Source organism: Kocuria sp. NBRC 114282 (assembly GCF_030268385.1).
Classification (GTDB): Bacteria; Actinomycetota; Actinomycetes; order Actinomycetales; family Micrococcaceae; genus Kocuria; species Kocuria palustris.
On sequence record NZ_BSQO01000001.1, the window covers coordinates 261,243 to 282,017 of the forward strand.

The 20,775-nt window shown below is 72.4% G+C and carries 16 protein-coding genes and 2 tRNA genes; 4 read left to right on the top strand and 14 right to left on the bottom strand.

What is annotated here, in order from left to right:
- Positions 1-10: 10 nt before the first annotated feature.
- The 7 genes from QSJ40_RS01220 to tadA form a co-directional block, all read right to left on the bottom strand.
- Positions 11-922: a DNA-formamidopyrimidine glycosylase family protein gene (locus QSJ40_RS01220; RefSeq protein WP_058872034.1), complete on the bottom strand. Its 912-nt coding sequence runs from the start codon at positions 920-922 to the stop codon at positions 11-13.
- The gene (locus QSJ40_RS01225) at positions 915-5,954 is read right to left on the bottom strand and encodes an Lhr family helicase (protein ID WP_058872035.1); all 5,040 of its coding nucleotides are present in this window, start codon (positions 5,952-5,954) and stop codon (positions 915-917) included. The genes QSJ40_RS01220 and QSJ40_RS01225 overlap by 8 nt, the downstream gene beginning before the upstream one ends.
- Positions 5,947-6,825, bottom strand: coding sequence for a DUF4232 domain-containing protein (locus QSJ40_RS01230; protein WP_006213941.1), 879 nt, complete (start codon positions 6,823-6,825; stop codon positions 5,947-5,949). The genes QSJ40_RS01225 and QSJ40_RS01230 overlap by 8 nt, the downstream gene beginning before the upstream one ends.
- Positions 6,826-6,980: 155 nt before the next feature.
- The gene (locus QSJ40_RS01235; RefSeq protein ID WP_006213940.1) at positions 6,981-9,869 is read right to left on the bottom strand and encodes an FAD-binding and (Fe-S)-binding domain-containing protein; all 2,889 of its coding nucleotides are present in this window, start codon (positions 9,867-9,869) and stop codon (positions 6,981-6,983) included.
- Between the two features lie 16 nt (positions 9,870-9,885).
- The gene (locus QSJ40_RS01240; RefSeq protein WP_006213939.1) at positions 9,886-10,218 is read right to left on the bottom strand and encodes a 2Fe-2S iron-sulfur cluster-binding protein; all 333 of its coding nucleotides are present in this window, start codon (positions 10,216-10,218) and stop codon (positions 9,886-9,888) included.
- Between the two features lie 188 nt (positions 10,219-10,406).
- Positions 10,407-10,493: transfer RNA gene (locus QSJ40_RS01245), tRNA-Ser, on the bottom strand.
- A gap of 63 nt (positions 10,494-10,556) precedes the next feature.
- A complete protein-coding gene (tadA, locus tag QSJ40_RS01250) occupies positions 10,557-11,021 on the bottom strand; it encodes a tRNA adenosine(34) deaminase TadA (RefSeq protein ID WP_040560504.1) in 465 nt (154 codons plus the stop codon).
- 94 nt (positions 11,022-11,115) lie between these two features.
- On the opposite strand from tadA, the gene upp reads away from it, so the two are divergent.
- The 3 genes from upp to QSJ40_RS01265 all read left to right on the top strand — a co-directional run bounded on the left by upp (position 11,116) and on the right by QSJ40_RS01265 (position 13,704).
- Positions 11,116-11,751, top strand: a complete 636-nt coding sequence (gene upp, locus QSJ40_RS01255) for a uracil phosphoribosyltransferase (protein WP_006213935.1) — start codon at positions 11,116-11,118, stop codon at positions 11,749-11,751.
- A 490-nt stretch (positions 11,752-12,241) separates the two neighbouring features.
- Positions 12,242-13,045 carry a winged helix-turn-helix domain-containing protein gene (locus QSJ40_RS01260; RefSeq protein WP_006213934.1) on the top strand — a complete coding sequence of 268 codons (804 nt, stop codon included), beginning with the start codon at positions 12,242-12,244 and terminating at the stop codon, positions 13,043-13,045.
- 116 nt (positions 13,046-13,161) lie between these two features.
- Positions 13,162-13,704: a SixA phosphatase family protein gene (locus tag QSJ40_RS01265; RefSeq protein WP_006213933.1), complete on the top strand. Its 543-nt coding sequence runs from the start codon at positions 13,162-13,164 to the stop codon at positions 13,702-13,704.
- A 6-nt stretch (positions 13,705-13,710) separates the two neighbouring features.
- Here QSJ40_RS01265 and QSJ40_RS01270 read toward each other — a convergent pair whose 3' ends face one another.
- Positions 13,711-14,271 carry a DUF488 domain-containing protein gene (locus QSJ40_RS01270; protein WP_040560502.1) on the bottom strand — a complete coding sequence of 187 codons (561 nt, stop codon included), beginning with the start codon at positions 14,269-14,271 and terminating at the stop codon, positions 13,711-13,713.
- 127 nt (positions 14,272-14,398) lie between these two features.
- On the opposite strand from QSJ40_RS01270, the gene QSJ40_RS01275 reads away from it, so the two are divergent.
- Entirely contained in the window at positions 14,399-15,397 is a 999-nt protein-coding gene (locus tag QSJ40_RS01275) for an aldo/keto reductase (protein WP_006213931.1), read from the top strand.
- Between the two features lie 153 nt (positions 15,398-15,550).
- Here QSJ40_RS01275 and QSJ40_RS01280 read toward each other — a convergent pair.
- The 6 genes from QSJ40_RS01280 to QSJ40_RS01305 form a co-directional block, all read right to left on the bottom strand.
- A tRNA-Arg gene (locus QSJ40_RS01280) sits at positions 15,551-15,623 on the bottom strand.
- Between the two features lie 101 nt (positions 15,624-15,724).
- Positions 15,725-16,723 carry a siderophore-interacting protein gene (locus QSJ40_RS01285; RefSeq protein WP_006213930.1) on the bottom strand — a complete coding sequence of 333 codons (999 nt, stop codon included), beginning with the start codon at positions 16,721-16,723 and terminating at the stop codon, positions 15,725-15,727.
- A gap of 49 nt (positions 16,724-16,772) precedes the next feature.
- A complete protein-coding gene (locus QSJ40_RS01290) occupies positions 16,773-17,573 on the bottom strand; it encodes an ABC transporter ATP-binding protein (RefSeq protein ID WP_006213929.1) in 801 nt (266 codons plus the stop codon).
- Positions 17,570-18,619 (bottom strand): FecCD family ABC transporter permease, encoded by a 1,050-nt coding sequence (locus QSJ40_RS01295; RefSeq protein WP_024289738.1) that lies wholly within the window; start codon positions 18,617-18,619, stop codon positions 17,570-17,572. The genes QSJ40_RS01290 and QSJ40_RS01295 overlap by 4 nt, the downstream gene beginning before the upstream one ends.
- Positions 18,616-19,671: a FecCD family ABC transporter permease gene (locus tag QSJ40_RS01300; protein ID WP_006213927.1), complete on the bottom strand. Its 1,056-nt coding sequence runs from the start codon at positions 19,669-19,671 to the stop codon at positions 18,616-18,618. Before QSJ40_RS01300 ends, QSJ40_RS01295 begins: the two co-directional genes overlap by 4 nt.
- A complete protein-coding gene (locus QSJ40_RS01305; protein ID WP_061712125.1) occupies positions 19,668-20,774 on the bottom strand; it encodes an iron-siderophore ABC transporter substrate-binding protein in 1,107 nt (368 codons plus the stop codon). The genes QSJ40_RS01300 and QSJ40_RS01305 overlap by 4 nt, the downstream gene beginning before the upstream one ends.
- Position 20,775 lies beyond the last annotated feature (1 nt).

The window sequence follows — 20,775 nt, forward strand, 5'->3', positions numbered from 1 at the left end:
TGTCCGGGTCTCAGCGCTGGCAGCGCGGGCAGAGGTAGAAGGGGCGCTCGCGGGCCGGCGCCTGCAGGCCGGTGCGGGGATCGCGCTGACCGGCGGCATCGTCCCAGGTCCGCTTGAGGATCGGCGTCCCGCAGCGTCGGCACGGCCGGCGCTCACGGCCGTAGACCCACAGCTGCCTGCCGGGCCGCGGATCGCCCGTGGTGACTCGGGGGCCGCTGTCGCGGTTGCGCAGCAGCAGCTCGTGCGCATCCTCGACGATCGCCTGCAGATCCGGAACATCGGCCACGGGCGTCTGCGGAGCCAGGCGGTGCAGGAACAGCAGCTCGCAGCGGTAGATGCTGCCGATCCCTGCCAGCCTCGACTGATCCATGAGCGCTGCGGCGATCGGGCGATCGGGGCGCTCCAGCAGACGGCGCACCGCCTCCTGCAGGTGCTGCGCGGACCACTGCGGTGCCAGGAGGTCCGGGCCCAGGTGCCCCACGAGCCGGTCCTCCTGCTCCCGGGCCACGATCACGAGCTGCTGGACGGAGGACGCGGTGGCCCGGGTCCCCGCGGTCTCGAGCACGGCACGGATCGTGTGCTTCGGCCGGGCGCGGCGCTGCGATCGCGCGCTCGAGGCGCCGGGCCGACGACGGCCGGGGGAGTCCGATCCCGCCGCGAGAGGGTCGAGGTCCTCGATCTCCCATCGGCCCTCCATCATCAGATGCGAGTGCAGCGTGACCGCGCGGGCACCGGTGCTCGGATCGGGCCCGATGCGGATCAGCAGGTGCTTGCCGCGCGAGACCACCTCCTGGACGGTGCGCCCGGACAGATCGACGGTGGCCAGCGCGGGGACCCGGAGGTCGCTGCGCAGCAGCTGCCGCCCCGCCAGCCCGGAATGCAGGGCAGCGGCCGCGCGCCAGACGGAATCCCCCTCAGGCACGGCGGATCCGCAGGCCCTTGGGTGTGGTCGAGAACCCGGCGGCGACCAGGGACTCGCGCACCGCGGTCTCCAGCGCGCCGTGCCCGAGGGCGGGCATGCCGTTGACGCGCTCGACCGTGAGCTTCTCTGCGGCCCCTGCGCGCACCACGTCGGCGACCGGCGGGCCGATCATCCGCAGCCGCTCGGGGTCGTCGTCGAAGACCAGGGCGGTGCGCCCGCCGCGCTCCAGGTAGAGCACCGGATCGCCGTCCACGAGCGCGAGGATCGACCCCGCCTTGCGTCCCGGCCGGTGCCGCGCCGCCGTGGTGGACTCGGTGCTGTCGTGCGAGTCGATCGTCTCCGGCCAGGGCAGCGTGGCGCCGTACGGGTTCGCAGGGTCGGTCGCGGCCAGCGCCAGCACGACGGGCTCACGAGGCTCGGTGCGCGCCTGCTCGTCGTCTGCGAAGCCGCGCAGCCGATCCACGGTGCCCGACTGCGCGAACTGCGCGGCCCCCAGACCCTCGATGAAGTAGCCGCGCCGTGCGTGACCGGCCTCCTCGACGGCAGCCAGGACCTTGTACACGGCGGAGAACCCGCCTGCGATGTCCTCGGCCTCCACCGCCCCGCGGGTCACCACGCCGTAGCGGTCCAGCAGCAGCTCGGCCGAGGCGCTCGCGCGCAGCGTGGGCTCGAGCGGCTCGGGGTCCAGCAGCGACCACCGCCCGGACAGCCCGGTGGGATCGCCCGCCTCCGCGGGCCCTGGGGTGCGCTCGGATGACGGCCGCGACAGCGCCGCGTCCCGGGCCCGCAGTCGGGCTGCTCCGCGTCTGCCTGCGGTGCGTCCTCGTGGGGTGCGCGGCTTCTGCCGGTGAGCGGCGGAGCCGCCCGCGACCAGGGAGCGCACCGGGGCGAACGTGTCATTGGTGACCAGCCCGGCCCACACGAGCTCCCACAGGGCGCGGGTGAGGGCAGGCATGTCCAGCCCGGGGATCTGCGAACGATCGTTCTGCTCGAGCACAGCGCTGCGCAGCTGGTGGCCGAACCGCGCGCCGCCATCGCCCATGACGGCCAGCAGCGCGGCCTGGACGGCGTCGTCGATCCCGGCGGCGCGGGCGCGCAGATCCGCTCGCGGAGGCAGGCTGAGCTGCTGCGACTCGGCCAGGTGGAGACTGATCCAGCCGTCGTCGCCGGCCAGCGAGCCCGCCCCGGACCACACGATCTCCCCGGAGGCCAGCAGCTCGTCGAGCAGCTCAGGCCGGTAGTCCTCGAGGCGCTGACGGAGCACGAGCGGCTCCAGCGCCGAGGCCGGCACCGCCACCCCCGCGAGCTGATCCACGACGCTGAGCAGGCCGTCCGCCCCGCGCAGGCGATGCCCCGGCCCGACCGACTGCCACGAGGGCAGGAAGCGGGCGTAGACCTCCGGGGCCACCGGCTCGACCTGCTGGCGCAGCGCGGCCAGCGAGCGTCGCCGGATCCGGTGCAGCACGTCCTTGTCGCACCATTCTGAGCGCGGCCCGCGGTGGTGTTCCTCCTGCCGGTCGGGGCGGAACTCGCCCTCCAGGACGCGGCGCGCAGCGCCCAGGCGCTCGAGGGTCCCGGCGACGACGGCCGGGCCCAATCCGGTGCCCCGGGAGGCCTCGGCCACGGTGAACGGCCCGTGCGTGCGGGCGAAGCGCGCCACGAGGTCCTCGACCGGATTCTCGACCGGCTCCAGGAAGCTGACCGGCACCCCGTGCGGGATCGGCGTGCCCAGTGCGTCGCGCAGCCGGGCGGCATCCTCGACCGCGGCGAGCACCTGCTGCCCCTCGCGCAGCAGCCAGAAGGCGCGCCGCCTGCGCACCAGCTCCTCCGCCCACGCAGAGGCCTGCTCGGGGCTGACGGAGGGCTCGGAGGGGTCGTCCGAGCCCTCGACGGAGGCGTCCGCTCCGGTCGCAGCGGCCGGCCCGCCCGACTCCGGGCGCAGCCGAGCCGCTGCCTCCTCGAGGCCCAGCGGCCCGAGCAGCCGCAGCAGATCGGCCAGCCCCTCCATGCCCAGCAGGCGCCGGGAGGGGGCCAGGTGCTGCAGCTGGGCCTCGGTCTGGGCGATGACCTCGGCGTCGAGCAGCTCGCGCAGCTGGGCCCGGCCCAGCAGCTCGGAGAGCAGGGCGGTGTCCAGGGAGAGGATCGCGGCCTTGCGCTCGGCCAGCGGGGAGTCGCCCTCGTAGATGAACTGCCCCAGGTAGCCGAAGAGCAGGGTGCGGGCGAAGGGCGAGGGCGTCTCGGTGGTCACCTCGACCATGCGCAGCGCGCGGCGGTCGATCTGGCGGTGCAGCTCCTGCAGGGCGGGGACGTCGTAGACATCCTGGAGGCACTCGCGCACCGTCTCCAGCACGATCGGGAACTGGGGGTGCTTGCGGGCGACGTCGAGCAGCTGGGCCGAGCGCTGGCGCTGCTGCCACAGGGGCGTGCGTCGTCCGGGATCCCGGCGCGGCAGCAGCAGCGCGCGGGCCGCGCACTCGCGGAAGCGGGAGGCGAACAGCGCCGAGGACCCCACCCGCTCGGTCACGATCTGCTCGAGCTCCTCCGGGTCGAAGAGGAACAGCTCGGCGCCCGGCGGCTGGTCGTCGGTGGCCGGCAGTCGCAGGACGATGCCGTCGTCGGAGGCCTGCGCGGAGCTGTCCAGGCCCCAGCGCTCCTCGAGCCGCGCCCCGACGGCCAGCGCCCACGGCGCGTGCACGGGCAGCCCGTAGGGGGAGTGCAGGACCACGCGCCAGTCCCCGAGCTCGTCGTGGAATCGCTCGATGACCAGCGTGCGGTCTGAGGGCACGTGCCCGACGGCCTCGCGCATCTCCGTGAGGTAGCGATGAAGGTTGTCCTGCGCCCAGGTGTCCAAGCCGTCGGCGGCCAGCCGCTCGCGCAGCGCGGCCTCCGCAGCACCCGAGGCCTCGCGCAGGAAGCGGCCCTGCGCTCGACCGAGCTCGACGGGCCGCCCGATGCCGTCGCCGTGCCAGAACGGCAGCTTGCCCGCCTGCCCCGGTGCCGGGGTGACGAGCACTCGGTCATGGGTGATCTCCGCGATCCGCCACGACGAGGCGCCCAGGGCGATCACATCGCCGGTGCGGGACTCGTAGACCATCTCCTCGTCGAGCTCGCCCACCCGCTTGGGCGAGGAATCGTCCTGCCCGGCCAGGTGCACGGGGAACAGCCCGCGGTCGGGGATCGTGCCACCGGAGGTCACGGCCAGGCGCTGGGCCCCGGGGCGGCCGGTGAGCGTGCCCTCGTCCCGGTCCCAGACCACGCGCGGGCGCAGCTCCGCGAACTCGTCCGACGGGTAGCGCCCGGAGACCAGGTCCAGCACCGAGTCGAACGCGCTGCGCGGCAGTCCCAGGAACGGCGCGGCCCGGCGCACGGTGTCCCACCAGTCCTCGACGGGCACGGTCTCGGTGGCGCACACCGCGATCGTCTGCTGAGCCAGAATGTCCAGCGGATTCGACGGGATGTGCAGCGGCTCGACCCGCCCGGCCAGCATCTGCTCCACGGTCACGGCCGCGTCCAGCAGATCGCCGCGGTGCTTGGGGAACATCCGCCCGATCGAGATCTCGCCGACCTGGTGGCCGGCGCGGCCCACGCGCTGCAGCCCCGAGGCCGCGGACGGCGGGGACTCGATCTGCACCACCAGGTCCACGAGCCCCATGTCGATGCCGAGCTCGAGCGAGCTGGTGGCCACCACGCAGCGCAGGACACCGGACTTGAGGTCCTCCTCGATCAGGGCGCGCTGATCCTTGGAGACCGAGCCGTGGTGGGCTCGGGCCAGCAGGGGCGCTGCGCCTTCGTAGCGGTTGTGCTGCCGCTCGATCCCGCTGAGCTGGGTCGCCTGGCCGTCATCATCCGGTGCGTGCTCCAGCCGGAACGCGTGGATCTCGTTGAGGCGGGCGGTGAGCTTCTCGGCCAGGCCTCGGGAGTTGGCGAAGACGATCGTGGAGCGATGCGCCTCGACCAGATCGACCACCCGCTCCTCCACGTGCGGCCAGATGGAGGCGACGTTCGCCGGCTCGTCGGCGTCGTAGTCGGACTCCAGCAGCGAGCTCGATGCGGCGGGACCGCCCAGCACCGTCATGTCCGGGATGGGCACGCTGATCTCCAGGTCCCAGCGCTTGGTCGACTCCGGGCGCACGACGGCCACCGGCTCCCGCCCGCCCAGGAAGCGCGTGACCGTCTCGACCGGGTCGACGGTGGCCGAGAGCCCGATGCGCTGGGCCGGGCGCTCGAGAAGGTCGTCCAGGCGCTCGAGCGACACCGACAGATGCGCGCCGCGCTTGGTGCCTGCCACGGCGTGGACCTCATCCAGGATCACGGTCTCCACACCGCGCAGGGACTCGCGGGCCTTGGAGGTGAGCATCAGGTACAGCGATTCGGGCGTGGTGATCAGGATATCCGGCGGGGAGGCCAGCAGCGCGCGCCGCACGGCCTGAGGGGTGTCCCCGGAGCGCACGCCGGTGGAGATCTCGGGCGGCTCCAGCCCCATCCGGCGGGCGGTCTGCGTGATCCCGATCAGGGGCGAGCGCAGGTTGCGCTCCACGTCCACGCCGAGCGCCTTGAGCGGGGAGATGTACAGGACGCGCGTGGTGGCCCTTCGCTTGGACGAGGCGCTCGAGGCCTTCCTGCGCAGGTCGGATCCGGAACGATCGTTCGCAGCAGCAGCTTCGGAGGACGCTTCGGCTGAGGCGGCTGAGGCAGCCGGCGCACCTGGGGCGGCTGAGCCGGAGCGGGGCCCAGCGGGCTGCGGCACGGCCGCTTGCGTGATCAGCCGGTCGATCGCCCAGAGGAAGGCGGCCAGGGTCTTGCCGGAACCGGTGGGAGCGACCACGAGGGCGTGCTCGCCTCCGGCGATCGCCTTCCACGCGCCTTCCTGGGCGGCGGTGGGCGTGGAGAAGGCGCCCGTGAACCAGTCGCGGGCAGCCGGCGAGAACGCCTCGAGCGACGAGCCCGGCGCGGGGCGTCCGTCCGAGGGCTCCTCGTCTGCGGGGAGCCCTCGGACCTGGGCAGGTGCTGCGCGCTCGGCGGGCTCAGGCACCGAAGCCCTTCACCTGCAGCTGCCCGATCTTGGGGTTGCCGCAGGCCTGGGTCGAATGGGCGATGCTCAGCGCCTCCGTGCTGCCCGGCGGGTAGACGATCAGCGCGGAGGTCTCGTGCGGGTTGCAGACCTGGCCGTAGGAGCCGGCTCCGGTCTCCTGCAGACCCGCCGAGGCCGACTGGCCCGGTGCCACGGTCACCGCAGCGCCCGCCTCCGGTGCGCGCGAGGCCGGGATGCCGATGGGCTGTCCCGCGGCGTCCGCGTAGGAGACGCCCGGGTAGCCGGACAGGACGCACGGCTGCGAGCCGGTGTTGGTGAGCACAAGCTGGTAATGCACGGCGCCCATCCCGGCATCCACCGGCTGCAGCGATCCCGACAGGGAGGAGGCGTCGCACGCACCGGCGGCAGCGGGCTGCGCGGCGGCGCTGCCCTGCTCGGCCTGGGCGCCCTGTCCGGTGTCCTGCTGCCCGGTCGCCTGCTCGGCGCCCTGCTGCCCCTCCGTCTGTGCGGAGCCCTGCTGCGCCGAGGATCCGTCGGCCTCTGCCGAGTCCTCCGCGGCCGGGGCCTCCTGCGCGGTCTCCTCCCCGGCAGCGGTCTGCTCGGCGGAGTCGCTGGCTGCGGCCGAATCGTCTGCTGACGGCTCGGAGGGCTCCGTCGAGGGGGAGGCCGAGGGGTCCGCGGCGGACTCGGAGGACGTGGACTGCGAGGCGGAGGAGGAGGCAGAGGGCTGCGCCGAAGCGCTCTGCGAGGCCGACCCGGACGAGCTGTCGGTGCTGTCCTGGTCCTCGCCCGAGCCGCCGCAGGCGCTCAGGGCGAGCAGCGCGGCCAGGGAGAGCGCGCTGAGGGCGAGGGGGCGGGTGCGAGTCGACATGAGGAGCCTCCTGCTGAGGTGTCACGGGTCCGAGCCGACGTGGTCCGGGCCTCTATAGAGCAATCGTAGGCCGGGCCCCGACAGCACAGCGGGCGGCCCCGGCAACCGCGACCATGCCGGTGCGGCTCCCGAGGCGCAGGTGCGCCGCAGGGGCGTCAGCGCGCCTCGGGCAGCGCCGAGCGCATGACCTCGGCCAGGGTCCGGCCGGAGGCGTCGGTCCCCTCGCGGATCTGGGTTCGGCAGGAGAAGCCGTCGGCCACCACCAGGGGGTCGGGCCCCGCCGCGCGGATCTTGGGGAACAGCTCGCGCTCGCCCAGGGTTCGGGAGACCTCCAAGTGGCCGGGTTCGAAGCCGTAGTTCCCGGCCAGACCGCAGCAGCCGCCGCCGACCATGTCCACGTCCACGCCCAGGCGCTGCAGGACCTCGAGCTCGGCGTCGTAGCCGATCATCGACTTCTGGTGGCAGTGCACCTGGCACACGGCGTCGCGGGGGCCGTCGTCGTCGAGGGTCCCGAACGGCCAGTCCCCTCCCTCGGCGAGGTGGCGCGCGGTGAACTGCCCCAGGGTGAGCGTGCGCTGGGCGAGCAGGGCGGCGCGGGGGTCGTCGGGCAGCAGCTCCGTGATCTCGTCCTGAAGCATCACCGTGCAGGAGGGCTCGAGCCCGATCACGGGGTATCCGGCCTCCAGCAGCGGCTCCATGACACCCAGGGTGCGGGTGACCTCTCGCTTGAGGGCCTCGAGCTGGCCGGTCGAGTGCCAGGTCATGCCGCAGCAGACGTTGCCGCCGGGCATGAGCACGCGGTAGCCCATGGCCTCGAGGACCTCCACGGCGGCCTTGCCGGGCCCGTCGTCCATGAAGTTGGTCCAGGAGTCCGGCCACAGCACCACCGACGGCCGCCCGTCCGGCGCGTCGCCGGGCCGGGTCGAGAACCACTTGGTCAGCGGCTGGTCGGCGAAGCGGATCATGTCCCGCTGCGCCTCCACGCCGCCCAGGCGCATGACAGTCTTCTGCAGCGGCCGCACCCGCATGGCCGTGTTGACCAGCGACGGAGCGCCGGGCACCAGGTTCATCAGGCGCACGAGCACGGGCAGCCAGCCCATGGTCAGATGGGCCATGGGGCGTCGCCTGCGGCCCACGAAGCTGCGGATGCCCTCGCCGTAGTGGTGGTGCAGGAACTCGGACTTGTAGGTGGCCACGTCCACGTTGACCGGGCACTCGGCCACGCAGGCCTTGCAGGACAGGCAGCCGTCGAGGGCCTCGAGGGTCTCCTCGGCCTTCCAGCCGTCCTTGAGGTGCTCCCCGCGCAGCATCTCCGCCAGGGAGCGCATGCGCCCGCGGGTCGAGTGGACCTCGTCCCGGGTGGCCTGGAACGACGGGCACATGGCGCCGACATCCGAGCGGCAGGCGCCCACGCCCACGCATCGATTGACCGCGCCTGCGAACGAGCCGTTGTCGTGGCTGAAGGCGTGCACGGGCTTCAGGTCGAAGGTGCGCGCCCCGGGGCCGGGGCGGATGCCCTGGTCGATCGGCTCGGGGTCCACGAGCACGCCGGGGTTGAAGAATCCTGCGGGATCGAACGCGCGCTTGAAGGCGGCGAAGGCCCGCAGGGCCTCGGGGGAGTAGATGATGCCCAGCAGCTCGGAGCGGGCCCGGCCGTCGCCGTGCTCGCCGGAGACCGAGCCGCCGTAGTGCCGCACGAGCTGCGAGGCCCGCTCGATGAACTCGCGGTAGCGGGCCACCCCGGCCTCGGTGCCGAAGTCGAACGAGATGCGGAGGTGCACGCAGCCCTCGCCGAAGTGCCCGAACGGGATGCCGCGCAGCTCGAGCTCGTCGAGCAGCGCATAGAGATCGCGCAGGTAGTCGCCGAGGTTCTCGGGCGGCACGGCGGAGTCCTCCCAGCCGGGCCAGGCCTCGCCGCCGTCCGGCAGGCGGGTGACGATCCCTGCCGAGGCCTCGCGGATCCGCCACAGGCTGCGGGTGCGCGCAGGATCCACCACGACGACGGCCCCCTGAACCTCGGCGCGGCCCGAGGACTCCACGATCCCCTCGAGCTGCTGGGCTCGGGCCTGGGCCGCCTCCACGGTCTCGCCGCCGACCTCGCAGTACAGCCAGCCCCCGCCCGGGGGCAGCTCGGACCCGGCGGTCTCGTTGCCGGGGCGCGAGCGCAGGGCGTCCAGCAGGTCCCCGCCCATGCCCTCGATCGTGGTCACCCCGCGCACGCGCAGCGCCGGGGCTGCGTGGGCCGCGGCGATCGCGTCCGCGAAGCTGAGCACCGCCAGGGCGGTGGCCGCCGGCCTGCGCACGAGCTTCACGGTCATCCGCGTGATGATCCCGCACGTGCCCTCGGTGCCGGCGAAGGCCTTGGCGACGTCGAAGCCGTTCTCCTCGAGCAGGTAGTGCAGGCCGTAGCCCGAGACCTGGCGGGGGAACTGGCCCAGCTCGGTGCGCAGCATGGCGCGGTGCTCATCGCGCAGCGCGCTCAGGGTACGGGTCAGGGCGGGCCCTGAGGTCCCGCCGGCGCGCAGCTCGACCTCTCGGCCGTCGGCCAGCATGACGGTCACCGCCACGAGGTTCTCGGCCGCCGTGCCCCATGCCACCGAATGCGATCCGCAGGCGTTGTTACCGACCATCCCGCCCACGGTGCAGCGCGCGTGCGTGGAGGGGTCCGGCCCGTAGGTCAGCCCGTGCTCGGCAGCCGCGGCGCGGAGGTCGTCGCAGATCACACCGGGCTCGATGTCCGCGGTCTCGGCCTGCGGATCGATCGACAGGACCCGGTTGAAATGCCGCGAGGTGTCGATGACCAGGCCGTCGCCGATCGAGTTGCCGGCCACGGAGGTGCCGCCGCCGCGGCTGATCACGGACCAGCCGCGCTCATGGGCCAGCGCCAGCAGATCGCGGATCTGCTCGACCGTGCGCGGCTCCGCCACGGCGGCGGGGAGGCGACGGTAGATCGAGGCGTCCGAGACGTAGGCGGCGCGGGTCGTGAGGTCCTCGCGCAGCAGGCTCTCCGCGCGAGCCAGCTGATCCTCCGGGGCAGTGGTCATAGTGAGGCCCTCCCGCTCACCACTCCGGGGCGATGGTGATCTCGGCACCCTCGAGCGACTCGGACCACTCGACCTGGCAGGTCAGGCGGGAGTCGTCGTGGCGGGTGTCGTCGAGCATGTCCAGCAGGTCCTCCTCCTCATCTCCGATGGGGGAGTTCTCCTGCGTGGTCTCGAACGCGCCGTCCAGGTAGCAGTGGCACGTGGAGCACGAGGCATTGCCGCCGCAGGTGGCGAGGATGGGGAACTTGTGGCGCGTGAGCGCCTCCATCAGGGACTCGTGGGACTTCCACTCGACACCCTCGGTGCGGGCGCCCTCGCGGTCGGTCACGTTCACGGTGATGCTGCTCAAGGCTCTTCTCCTGGCGGCACGACGGGCCGCGTCGATCTCTGGGACTGCCCTCCAGTCTAGGCCCGGGGCCGACACCTCGGAGGCCGCGGGCCGGTGCGGACAGGATGTGGGCGCAGGTGCGGCCCGGAAATGCCTGAAGGGCCCTGCTTCCCCGAGACCTCGGGGAAGCAGGGCCCTTCAGCTCTGCGCGGTGGCGGAGGGATTTGAACCCTCGTTGGCTTTTACACCAAACATCATTTCGAGTGATGCACCTTCGGCCGCTCGGACACGCCACCAGGGCCAAGATCATACTGGCGGGTGGGCGGTGCGCAAAATCGGCAGGGCCGGGTCGGGGCCGCTCAGTCGCGATGCGCCCGGAAGAACTCGGTGAGCAGTGCGGAGCACTCGCGGGCGAGCACGCCGCCGTGGACCTCGCTCCAGTGGTTGAGCTGCCGGTGGCGCACCACATCCAGGACCGAGCCGCAGGCGCCGGCCTTGGGGTCCCAGGCCCCGAGCACGATCCGCGGGATGCGTGCGAGCACCGCCGCCCCGGCGCACATGGTGCACGGCTCGAGCGTGACCACCAGGGTGCAGTCGTCCAGTCGCCAGCGCCCCAGCTCCTCGGCGGCCTCGCGCATGGCCAGGACCTCGGCGTGGGCCGTGGGGTCGTGGTGGGCCTCGCGCTCATTGCGTCCGCGCCCGATGGCGCGGCCGTCGGGATCCAGCACGACGGCTCCGATGGGGACGTCGCCCGTGGACAGCGCCAGGCGCGCCTGCTCGAGGGCCTGGCGCATCCAGGCCTCGTGGACTCGAGTGCTGTGCATCGGGGGCAGTGCCACGGGCGGGACTCCTCCTCGGGTGCGCTCCGGCGCCTTCTGCGTCTGCGCCGCGGACGCGGCTGAATGCTAATTTTGCGTCATGCGCCTCACAGTTCTCGACCATCCGCTGGTCTCGCACAAGCTCACCGTTCTGCGCGATCGGGAGACCTCGTCCCCCGTGTTCCGCCAGCTCGTGGAGGAGCTCGTCACGCTGATCGCCTACGAGGCCACGCGCGAGGTGCGGGTGGAGCCCATCGAGGTCCGCACCCCCGTGAGCACCACGACCGGCACGGCGCTGAGTACGCCGCGACCGCTCGTGGTCCCGATCCTGCGCGCCGGTCTGGGCATGCTCGAGGGCATGACCCGTCTGGTGCCCACGGCGGAGGTCGGCTTCCTGGGCATGGCCCGCAATGAGCAGACCCTGGACATCGTCACGTATGCCGAGCGGCTGCCGGATGATCTCACCGGCCGACAGGTCTACGTCCTCGATCCCATGCTCGCCACCGGAGGCACTCTGATCGAGGCCATCCGCTTCCTGCGCCGGCGCGGGGCTCAGGACATCACCTGCCTGTGCCTTCTCGCGGCGCCCGAGGGGCTTGCCGCCATGGAGCAGGAGCTGGGCGACGACGACGTCCACGTGGTCCTCGCGACCGTCGACGAGCGCCTGGATGAGAACTCCTACATCGTCCCCGGTCTGGGGGATGCCGGCGATCGCCTGTACGGCGTCGTCGACTGATTCCCTGCGCCCGCCGCCCGGCGGCACCTGGGGTGATGCCCCGAACGCCCCTCGATGCCGAGCATCGAGGGGCGTCTCATTATCTGAGACTCGGTTGCCGATGTGGCAATAGGTCTTGACAGAGAGGGGTGGGTGAAAACACGAATACCGGTGAGTAAGTTGGCGCGAATGTCTCCCCCGGTCGCGCCGGAAGGCTGAAGTTGCTCCAGGAAATGCGCCAGACGGGGGTTGCGGGCGCACATAGGTGCGTTTACAAGTTATTAATCTCGGATAGTGAGACACAAGTCGGTATGTGTCTTGCGCAGAAGCTTGGAGCTGGCTGAGTATGGAGCCATTGCAGGAGCGCGCGACGCCGCCTGCCGGTCTCTCCGGCAGGTCAGCCGGGTCAGGGGAGAGAGCCTCTCGGTGCGGCGTCGGGCGTGCAGGCCCGGTCGAGACTCGGCCCGGCAGCGGCCCGTGGCAGGGTCGTTTCACAGCATGAGGAGCAGTCATGGCCGGAGCACCCGGGTATGTCCACATCTCGCAGCGAGCACGCACCGCCGCCGCGAGCCAGATGGCCGCCGGAGCAGGGGGCGCGGCGCCCAGGCGCCGTCGCCCCGGAGTGCGTCGCCCCGGCGCCGTGGAGGCGGGCGGTGCGCCCCAGCAGGTGCGCGCCGATCGACGACTGAACCCCCAGGATCCGGGCGTGAGCTCGGAGGCCCGCGGCTTCGTCCTGTACGTCGGCCTGGGCGAGGCCAAGGCGGCCGCCAACGGCACCACGCTGGTGGAGATCGTGCAGCAGCTGCGTCGGTCGGTGGCCCAGATCGCCCCGGAGGCGGAGAGCTACGCGGCCGTGGCGCTGGCCCAGGCCGGTGCCCCGGGCGGGGACCTGCAGGTCGTGCGCAACGCCCTCGGCGATCCGACCGCGGTCGAGCCCGCCGCGGAGGCTGCCACGGCCCCGGTCTCGGCTCGCGACACCCGCACCACCCAGTCGGTCGGCGTGCTGATCGACCTCTCGCGCCGCGAGGTCATGCTGGACGGGGCGGTGCTGAACCTGACCTACAAGGAGTTCGAGCTGCTGAACTACCTCGTGGAGAACGGCAGCCGCACCGTGGGGCGCACCGAGCTGATCTCGAGCCTCTGGTCGGATGCCGACGAGACCCCCAACGAGCGCACCATCGACGTCCACATCCGGCGCCTGCGCTCCAAGCTGGGTCGCCTGGCCAACACGGTGCGCACGGTCCGCGGCCAGGGCTACCGGTTCTACGACCACCCCGAGGTCATCGTCTGGGCCGCGCCCGAGTACTCCATCTGAGTCGCGGCCGCATCCCGCGGCCCCCTCGAGCCCCCTCGAGCCCCGTCCTGCCGGATCAGGACGGGGCTCGACTTCTGCCCGAGGCCTCCTTCCGCGGTGCGTGAGACCATGAGCCCATGACGAGCACCTCGGAGACCACGGGCCCGGACGAGCGCACTCTGATTCTCATGCGCCATGCTCAGGCGGACGCCGGGTGGGGCGTGGCGGACTTCGACCGCCCGCTGGGCAAGCAGGGTCAGGCCGAGGCGCCGGCGGCGGGGCAGTGGCTGCTCGACAGCGGCGAGCTGCCGGAGATGGTCCTGTGCTCGTCCGCGCTGCGCACCAGGCAGACTTGCACCTGGGTCTCGAGCGTGCTGGGCGATCGGGCGCCCACCGCGAGCCTGTCCGACCGGCTCTACGAGGCCTCCGATCGGCAGGTTCTCGCAGAGATCTGCGCGACTCCCGAGCGGGTCCGCAGCCTCCTGGTGATCTGCCACCAGCCGGCGGTGCAGGAGGTCGCCATGCGCCTGGCCGCCCCGGATTCGGACATGGACTCGGTCATGGACCTCTCGGCGGGCTTCCCCACCGCGGGGCTGGCCGTCTTCCGGCTGCAGAAGCCGTGGGCCGAGCTCGACGGCGCCGATGCCCGCCTGGTCGGCTTCCGCTCGCCCCGCGGCTGATCGGCCTCAGTCGCAGTCCTCGGCGCTCGGCGGGTAGGTGACCACGCCGTCGTCGGAGACCTCCGCGTGCGCGCCCCACATCCCCAGCTCGTGCAGCCGCGGCCCGGCCGTGGTGGACAGATGGCGCACGGTCCAGCCCCGGGCGGTGAGCGTGTTGGCGATCAGGGTCCGATGGCAGCGCCACGGCATCGGCTCTGCGCACATGATCGCCGTGGGGAGCCTGCGCGCGACCTGCACGAGCTGGGCGATGCCGTCCTCGTAGTCGTCGGTGAGCGTGTAGTCCGCGTAGTTCTTGAAGCTGCGGTTCTGCCAGCCGGCATTGAGCTCCTGAGGGATCTCGGGCTGCTTGCGCCGCCGACCGGTCAGGTCCTGGAGGTGGTGGTACTCGATGCCCGCCTCGCCCAGCCACTCGGGCATCGCGTCCCTGCTGAACTGCGGGCTGCGCCGCGAGCCGGGCTGCGCCCTCACATCTGCGATCGCGCCGATGCCTGCGCTGTCCAGTGCCTCCAGGAAGACCCCCTGCTCGCAGACCCAGTGCCCGATGGTCCAGATCTCGTCGCCGCTCATGGGCCCACTGTAGGAGCCGCCGCTGCGCTGCAGCGGCGGCTCGGTCGTCGGGGACGTAGCGTGGGTCTTCGAGCAGCGGCGCACGACGACGGCGCCGCTTCCTGCACGGGTGAGAAAGAGGATGAGCATGCGACAGGTGAGCTTCCCCGCGACCGGCGATCAGGTGGGGGTCGTGGGCTTCGGCGCCATGGGCCTGAGCTGGGCCTATGACCGGCAGGAGCTGTCCGAGGCGGCCAAGAGGGACGCCCTGCGCGCTGCCGTGGACGGCGGCATGGACTTCATCGACACGGCCACGCTCTACGGCGGCGGCGCCAACGAGGAGATCGTGGGGGCCGCGCTGCACGACCGGCGGGATGAGATCTTCCTGTGCTCCAAGGCCGTGCTGCTCGCCGAGCAGCTGGAGCCGCCCAGGACCGGACGCTGCGGGCGCCCGGACTACCTCCGCCAGGCGATCGACGACAGCCTGCGACGTCTGCGCACCGACGTCCTCGACCTGTACTACGTCCACCGCCTGGACCCGGAGGTCCCTCTCGAGGACACGTGGGGCGCGATGGCCGAGATGGTCCAGGCCGGCAAGGTGCGCTCGATCGGGATGTCGGAGGTGACCGTCGAGCAGCTCGAGCGAGCCCAGCCGATCCATCCGGTGGCCGCCGTGCAGTCCGAGTACTCGCTGTGGACCCGCGACCCGGACGGCTCCGGAGTCGTCTCCGACGGCGATCCCGCCGGGGATGTCATCTCCTGGTGCCGCGACCACGACGCCGCCTTCGTGCCGTTCTCGCCGGTGGGGCGCGGCTACTTCTCCGGTGCGCTGACCGGCAGGACGTTCTCGGACAACGACTTCCGCGCCCGCAACTCCCGGTTCACGCCGGAGGCGCGCGCCGCCAACGATCAGCTGATCCTGCCGGTGCTCGAGGAGATCGCCCGCAAGCACGGCGTCTCGAAGGCCGCGGTGTCGATCGCCTGGTCGCTGCTGCCCGAGCGGCAGGGAGGCTCGGTCATCACCATTCCGGGCACCACGAACCTGGAGCACCTGGCCGAGAACGCGCGCGCCGCCGAGATCGAGTTCGACGACGAGGACGTGGCAGCCCTCAACGGCATACCCGCTCCCGCGCAGCCCCGCTACTGAGCGTCGCGCACCGAGGGGAGGCATCCGACGCGTTTCGAGGCCTAGAAGCCGTCGGACGCCTCCCCTCGGCGGGGAGGGCGCAGCGACGGGCGGGTCGGGATGCGAAAAGGCCCCGCCGGGCGTGCTGCCTGGCGGGGCCTCTGTCTCGTGAAGTGCGCCACGAGGGATTCGAACCCCCAACCTTCTGATCCGTAGTCAGATGCTCTATCCGTTGAGCTAGTGGCGCCCGGCCCTTGCGAGCCGTGTCCTGCTGGACGGTCTCCCGTCCTGCGAACGAAGTAAGACTGTACTCGCCCGCTGCGCTCGCGCGCAAATCGGCAGCGGCTCTCAGGACTCGGCGCGGCCCTGCCGCCAGTAGCCCATGAAGGACAGGGCGGAGCGGTCGATCCCGGCGCCGTCCACGCACATGCGGCGCCAGGCCTTGATGCTGGCAGCCTCCCCCGCCAGGAACACATAGGTGCCCTCGGAGGAGGCCTCGGCCAGGGACCACTCGCGCTCGGCCGGCTCGGGCGTCTCGGCGTGCTGCGACCGGCTCGGGCGCTGCCCGGCCAGGGCCTCGTCGACGATGCTCGTCTCGAGCCCCAGCAGCTCGCCCAGGGCGCGGGCGCCGGGCTCCCTGAGCCGTGTCTCGGGATCGCGCGTCAGCATGTGCAGGCTCAGTCCGTGCTGTCCATCGGGCGGGGTGCGGGGGAGGGACCTGTCGGGGTAGGAGGAGGCGTCGTGGTCGTCCGGGACCTCGATGATCACGTCGGCGCGCAGGTCGGGACGGTCGCGGTGGAGCTGCTCGGCGATCGACAGCAACGCCGGCGCGGCGGTCTCGTCACCGACCGCGATGACCCGCTCGGCCTGCCCCGGGGCCCAGGAGCTCCACAGCGGCTCCTCGGGACCGGGGACCAGCAGGCACGCCGTGGAGCCGATCGAGGCGCGCGAGAACCACAGGCCACCGGGGCCGGCGTCGTGATCATGGAGGGCCACGTCGATCGCGATCTCGGGCACCCGCTGTCCGTCCAGGTCGATCCAGCGGCAGCTGCGCGCGGTGTACGTGCGCAGCCAGCCGCGCTGCTCGGCGGGAAGGGCGAACCACTCGGGGAGGCCCTGGCTCAGGTCGGGGTGCTCGGCCTCGCGCCCGGGCGGCGGGATCAGCAGCTTGAGGTAGGCATCGGCGCAGGTGATCTCGGGACCCTCGCCGATCAGCGCAGGCGAGGCGCCGAGCAGGTCCGCTCCGGCCATCCGGACGCGGCGGAAGGTCGGGGAGAGGTCCTCCACCGAGGTCACGGACACCAGCGCGGAGATGGTCTGGGGGCCTCGTGCGGACGTGCGGGTCATGGGGCCTCCTGGGGCGGTGTGCGGTGCGAACGGGTGCCGGGCGGGCCGATCAGACGACGACCTGGGCCCGCGGCAGGATCACGGGATGGCCCTCCACAGGATCGGGCATGACATCGGCATGCAGGCCGAAGACGTCGTGCAGCCGCTGCTGGGTGAAGACCTCCTCCGGCGTCCCCGCGGCCACGATCCGTCCGCCGGCCATGGCGATGACGCGGTCGGCCACGCGCGCGGCCAGGTTCAGCTCGTGCAGCACGGCGATCACGGTGGTGCGGGTGCCGTCCGGTCGGCGCAGGCCGTGCAGCAGATCCAGCAGATCGACCTGATGGGACAGGTCGAGGTTGGCGGTCGGCTCATCGAGCAGCACCACGGGAGTGTCCTGCGCCAGCACCAGTGCGATCCAGGCGCGCTGGCGCTGACCTCCCGACAGCTCGTCCACCCGGCGGTCGGCGAAGTCCTGCAGGCTGAGCATGGACAGGGCCCGGGCCACGGCCTCGTCGTCGCCGGCTGCCGGGGAGCCCCACCACTGCCGGTGGGGATGGCGGCCGCGGGCCACCAGCTCGGCCACGGTCAGGCCCTCGGGCACCACGGGCGTCTGCGGCAGCAGTGCCACATCGCGGGCGTAGCCCTTGGAGCGGACCTGGGAGAGCTCGGTGCCCTGGAAGGAGATCGTCCCGGAGCTGGGGGCCAGCTGACGGGACAGCCCCTTGAGCAGGGTGGACTTGCCGCAGCCGTTCGAGCCGATCAGCACCGTGGTCTCGTGCGGGCGGATCTGCAGATCCACGTCCTGCACGGCCACGCGCTGGCCGTAGGCCAGGCTGAGCCCGCGGATGTCGAAGACCGGTTCGCTCATGAGCGCGCTCCTCTCCTCTGCTGGACCAGCAGCCACAGCATGACGGGGGCGCCCACGGCGCCCGTGATGACACCGGCGGGGAGCCGGGCGTCGCCGAAGGCCTCGGCGCCGATCATGTCCGCTGCGACCACGATCAGCGCGCCGACGGCCCCGCTGACGAGCAGCGAGACCCGCCCGCGATGCAGGGCCGCGGCGATCGGGGTGGACAGCAGGGCCACGAAGGCCAGCGGGCCGCTGGTCGCGGTGGCGACGGCGGCGAGCAGGACTCCCAGTCCGAGTGCGGCGGCGCTCGTGAGGGCCGGGCGGGCGCCGAGGGCCGAGGCCAGCTCGCTGCCCAGCTCCGCGGGCTCCATGGCGCGGTGGAGGGCCAGCGCGGCCGGGATGCCGACCGCGAGCACGATGGCCACGACGAGGATGCGGTCCCAGGTCGCGAGGTTCAGCGAGCCCGTGGTCCAGGTGGCGGCGTCCTGCGCACTCTGCAGCGACAGCCGCGCCATCACGAACGAGACGACCGCCCCGCCCAGAGCGGCGATGCCGATGCCCGCGAGCAGGAATCGCTCGCCCACGATGCCCACGGCCCCGCCGCCTCCGCGACCGCCCAGAGAGGTCGACACGAGGGCGATCAGCGCGGCGGCGGCGAACGCGCCGAGAAGCGCGGTCACGATCATGCTGGCTCCGCGCATGCCCAGGAACGCCATGCCCATCACGGCACCGGCGGCAGCGCCCTGCGAGATGCCGAGGATGTCCGGGCTGGCCAGGGGATTGCGCAGCACGCGGCGGAACAGTGCTCCGGCGAAGCCGAAGCAGATGCCCACGCCGGCGCCCAGCAGGGCCCGCGGCAGCTTGTCCTGCATCACGATGAACGTGGCGCCGGGGATGCGCTCACCGCCCAGGATCCGGAAGAAGTCCGGGATGGTGACGGTGTAGCCGCCGAGCAGCACGCGCACGGCCAGCATGATGAGCACCGCGAGGTACATGATCGCGATCAGGCGGCCCGTGCGGCGGGACTCGCGGCGGCGCATAGCGGTGATCTCCGAGGCGTTCACAGCGACACCCCCTTGCCGCGGCGCAGCAGCACCAGCAGGACGGGCACGCCCAGGACGACGGTCATGATGCCCACGTAGACCTCCTGGGGCGGTGCGATGACGCGGCCGACGACATCGGCCAGCAGCAGCAGCGCAGGGCCCAGCAGCAGGGACAGGACCACGATCCAGCGGTAGTCCCCGCCCACCAGACGGCGGATCGCATGCGGGATCAGCAGGCCCACGAAGGAGATGGGGCCGGCGGCTGCGGTGGCGGATCCAGCCAGGAGGACGACGCCGAGGAAGACGATCAGGCGCTGCAGGCGCAGGTCCACGCCGAGCCCGTGGGCGAGGTCGTCGCCCAGCGCCATGGCGTTGAGCCCGGAGGAGCCGAAGATCACCAGGGCCAGGCCCACCGCGATCAGCGGCAGCGCAGCGGAGAGGTCGGCGGCATCGGCGCGCGAGACGGAGCCGATGTTCCAGTAGCGGAAGCGGTCGAGGATGTCCGAGTGCGTCAGGACGATCGCTGAGGTCAGCGCGATGAATCCGGCGTTCACGGCGGCCCCGGACAGGGTCAGGCCCACCGGTGTGGGGGACGTGCCGCCGATCTGGCTCAGTCCGAAGACGAGCGCGGCGGCGACGAGGGTGCCCGCCAGGGAGGCGGCGCCCATCTCCCAGCTGGTGGCGGCGCCGAACCAGCCGAGGCCGATCACGATGCCCGCCGAGGCGCCGGCGTTCAGGCCCAGGAGGCCGGGGTCGCCCAGCGGGTTGCGGCTCACGCCCTGCAGCCCGGCGCCGGCGACGGCCAGCGCCGCTCCGACGAGGATCGCGGTCAGCGTCCGCGGGACCCGGCTCAGGACGACGGCGGTCTCGATGTCCGCGGTCGCACCGGAGTCCTGGTCCATGACCATTCCCGGAATGCGCAGGAGGACCTCCGACACGACCGCCGGGTCGACGGAGCGGCTGCCCAGGAACAGGGAGGCCAGCCCGGCCCCCGCCACGAGGACGAGGGCCGCGACCAGCGCGGTCCAGGGAGCCGCCCCGGCGACCCGGGGGCTCGTGCCGGCATGGCTCATGCGCTCGGGGATGCCTCTGCGTCCGCGCTGCCGCCCTCGAGGGTGGCGACGATCTGGGGCAGGACGGTCTCCAGGGCCCAGGGGAGGCTCAGCGGGGAGATCGCCGAGACGGACAGCGTCTCCTGCGCGTCGACCTGCAGCATGAGCTTGCCGTCGGCGACGGCCGGGATCTTGTTGAGCAGGTCATCGGACTCGATGGCCTGACGCACGTCCTCGGACATGGCCCACGAGATCAGGATGTCGGAGTCCAGCTCATCGGCGCGCTCCGGCGACCAGGTGATGAAGAACGACTCCGGGTCCTCGCCCTCCTCCTCGGCGACGACGGGCGCCTGCTCCATCTCGAGCGAGGACAGGAAGCGGGGGCGGTTGTCGATCGAGGTGTAGATCGAGATCTCGTCCTCGGCCTCCGGATCGACGGTGCCGTAGATGAAGGTCTTGCCCGAGAGCACCGAGTTGGCCTCGACGGCGTCGGCCAGCTGCCCCTCGAGGTCCGAGACGAGGTCGTCGGCCTGATCGTCCAGGCCCAGGGCCTCGCCCACGCCGCGGGTGGTGTCCTGCCAGGAGGTGCCGAAGGGCTGGGTGCCCTCCGGGTAGGCCACCGTGGGGGCGATCTCCGAGAGCTTGTCGTAGTCCTCCTGCGTCAGCCCGGAGTAGACGCCGAGGATGACATCCGGGTTCAGCGCCGCGATGGCGTCGAAGTCGATGCCGTCGGTCTCGGAGTACTGCTCGGGAGCCTCGCCGCCGACCTCCTCGAGCTTGTCGTCGAACCAGTCGGTCGAGCCGTTCTCGTTGCCGCCGAAGTCGATGGTCGGCATGCCGACCGGGACCACGCCCAGCGCCAGCGCGGCATCCTGGTTGGCCCAGGACACGGTGGCCACGCGCTCGGGGGCCGACTCGATCTCGGTCTCGCCGAAGGCGTGCTTGATGGTGCGGGGGAACTCGCCGCGCTCGTCGGAGCCGCCGGACGAGGAGTCGTCCGAGGAGCCACCGTCGCCGGTCTGGCAGCCGGCGAGGGCGACGGCGCCGAGGCCGGTCAGGCCGGCGAGTGCCGAGCGCCGGCTGAAGCTGAGGCGGGAGAGCGCGGAGAGATTCGAATCGGACACG

What these genes read in the sequence shown, in the direction of transcription:
- QSJ40_RS01230 (WP_006213941.1), bottom strand. Translation starts at nt 6,825, where the DNA reads ATGTCGACTCGCACCCGCCCCCTCGCCCTCAGCGCGCTCTCCCTGGCC.
- QSJ40_RS01235 (WP_006213940.1), bottom strand. Translation starts at nt 9,869, where the DNA reads ATGACCACTGCCCCGGAGGATCAGCTGGCTCGCGCGGAGAGCCTGCTG.
- tadA (WP_040560504.1), bottom strand. Translation starts at nt 11,021, where the DNA reads ATGCACAGCACTCGAGTCCACGAGGCCTGGATGCGCCAGGCCCTCGAG.
- upp (WP_006213935.1), top strand. Translation starts at nt 11,116, where the DNA reads ATGCGCCTCACAGTTCTCGACCATCCGCTGGTCTCGCACAAGCTCACC.
- QSJ40_RS01260 (WP_006213934.1), top strand. Translation starts at nt 12,242, where the DNA reads ATGGCCGGAGCACCCGGGTATGTCCACATCTCGCAGCGAGCACGCACC.
- QSJ40_RS01265 (WP_006213933.1), top strand. Translation starts at nt 13,162, where the DNA reads ATGACGAGCACCTCGGAGACCACGGGCCCGGACGAGCGCACTCTGATT.
- QSJ40_RS01270 (WP_040560502.1), bottom strand. Translation starts at nt 14,271, where the DNA reads ATGAGCGGCGACGAGATCTGGACCATCGGGCACTGGGTCTGCGAGCAG.
- QSJ40_RS01275 (WP_006213931.1), top strand. Translation starts at nt 14,399, where the DNA reads ATGCGACAGGTGAGCTTCCCCGCGACCGGCGATCAGGTGGGGGTCGTG.
- QSJ40_RS01285 (WP_006213930.1), bottom strand. Translation starts at nt 16,723, where the DNA reads ATGACCCGCACGTCCGCACGAGGCCCCCAGACCATCTCCGCGCTGGTG.
- QSJ40_RS01290 (WP_006213929.1), bottom strand. Translation starts at nt 17,573, where the DNA reads ATGAGCGAACCGGTCTTCGACATCCGCGGGCTCAGCCTGGCCTACGGC.
- QSJ40_RS01300 (WP_006213927.1), bottom strand. Translation starts at nt 19,671, where the DNA reads ATGAGCCATGCCGGCACGAGCCCCCGGGTCGCCGGGGCGGCTCCCTGG.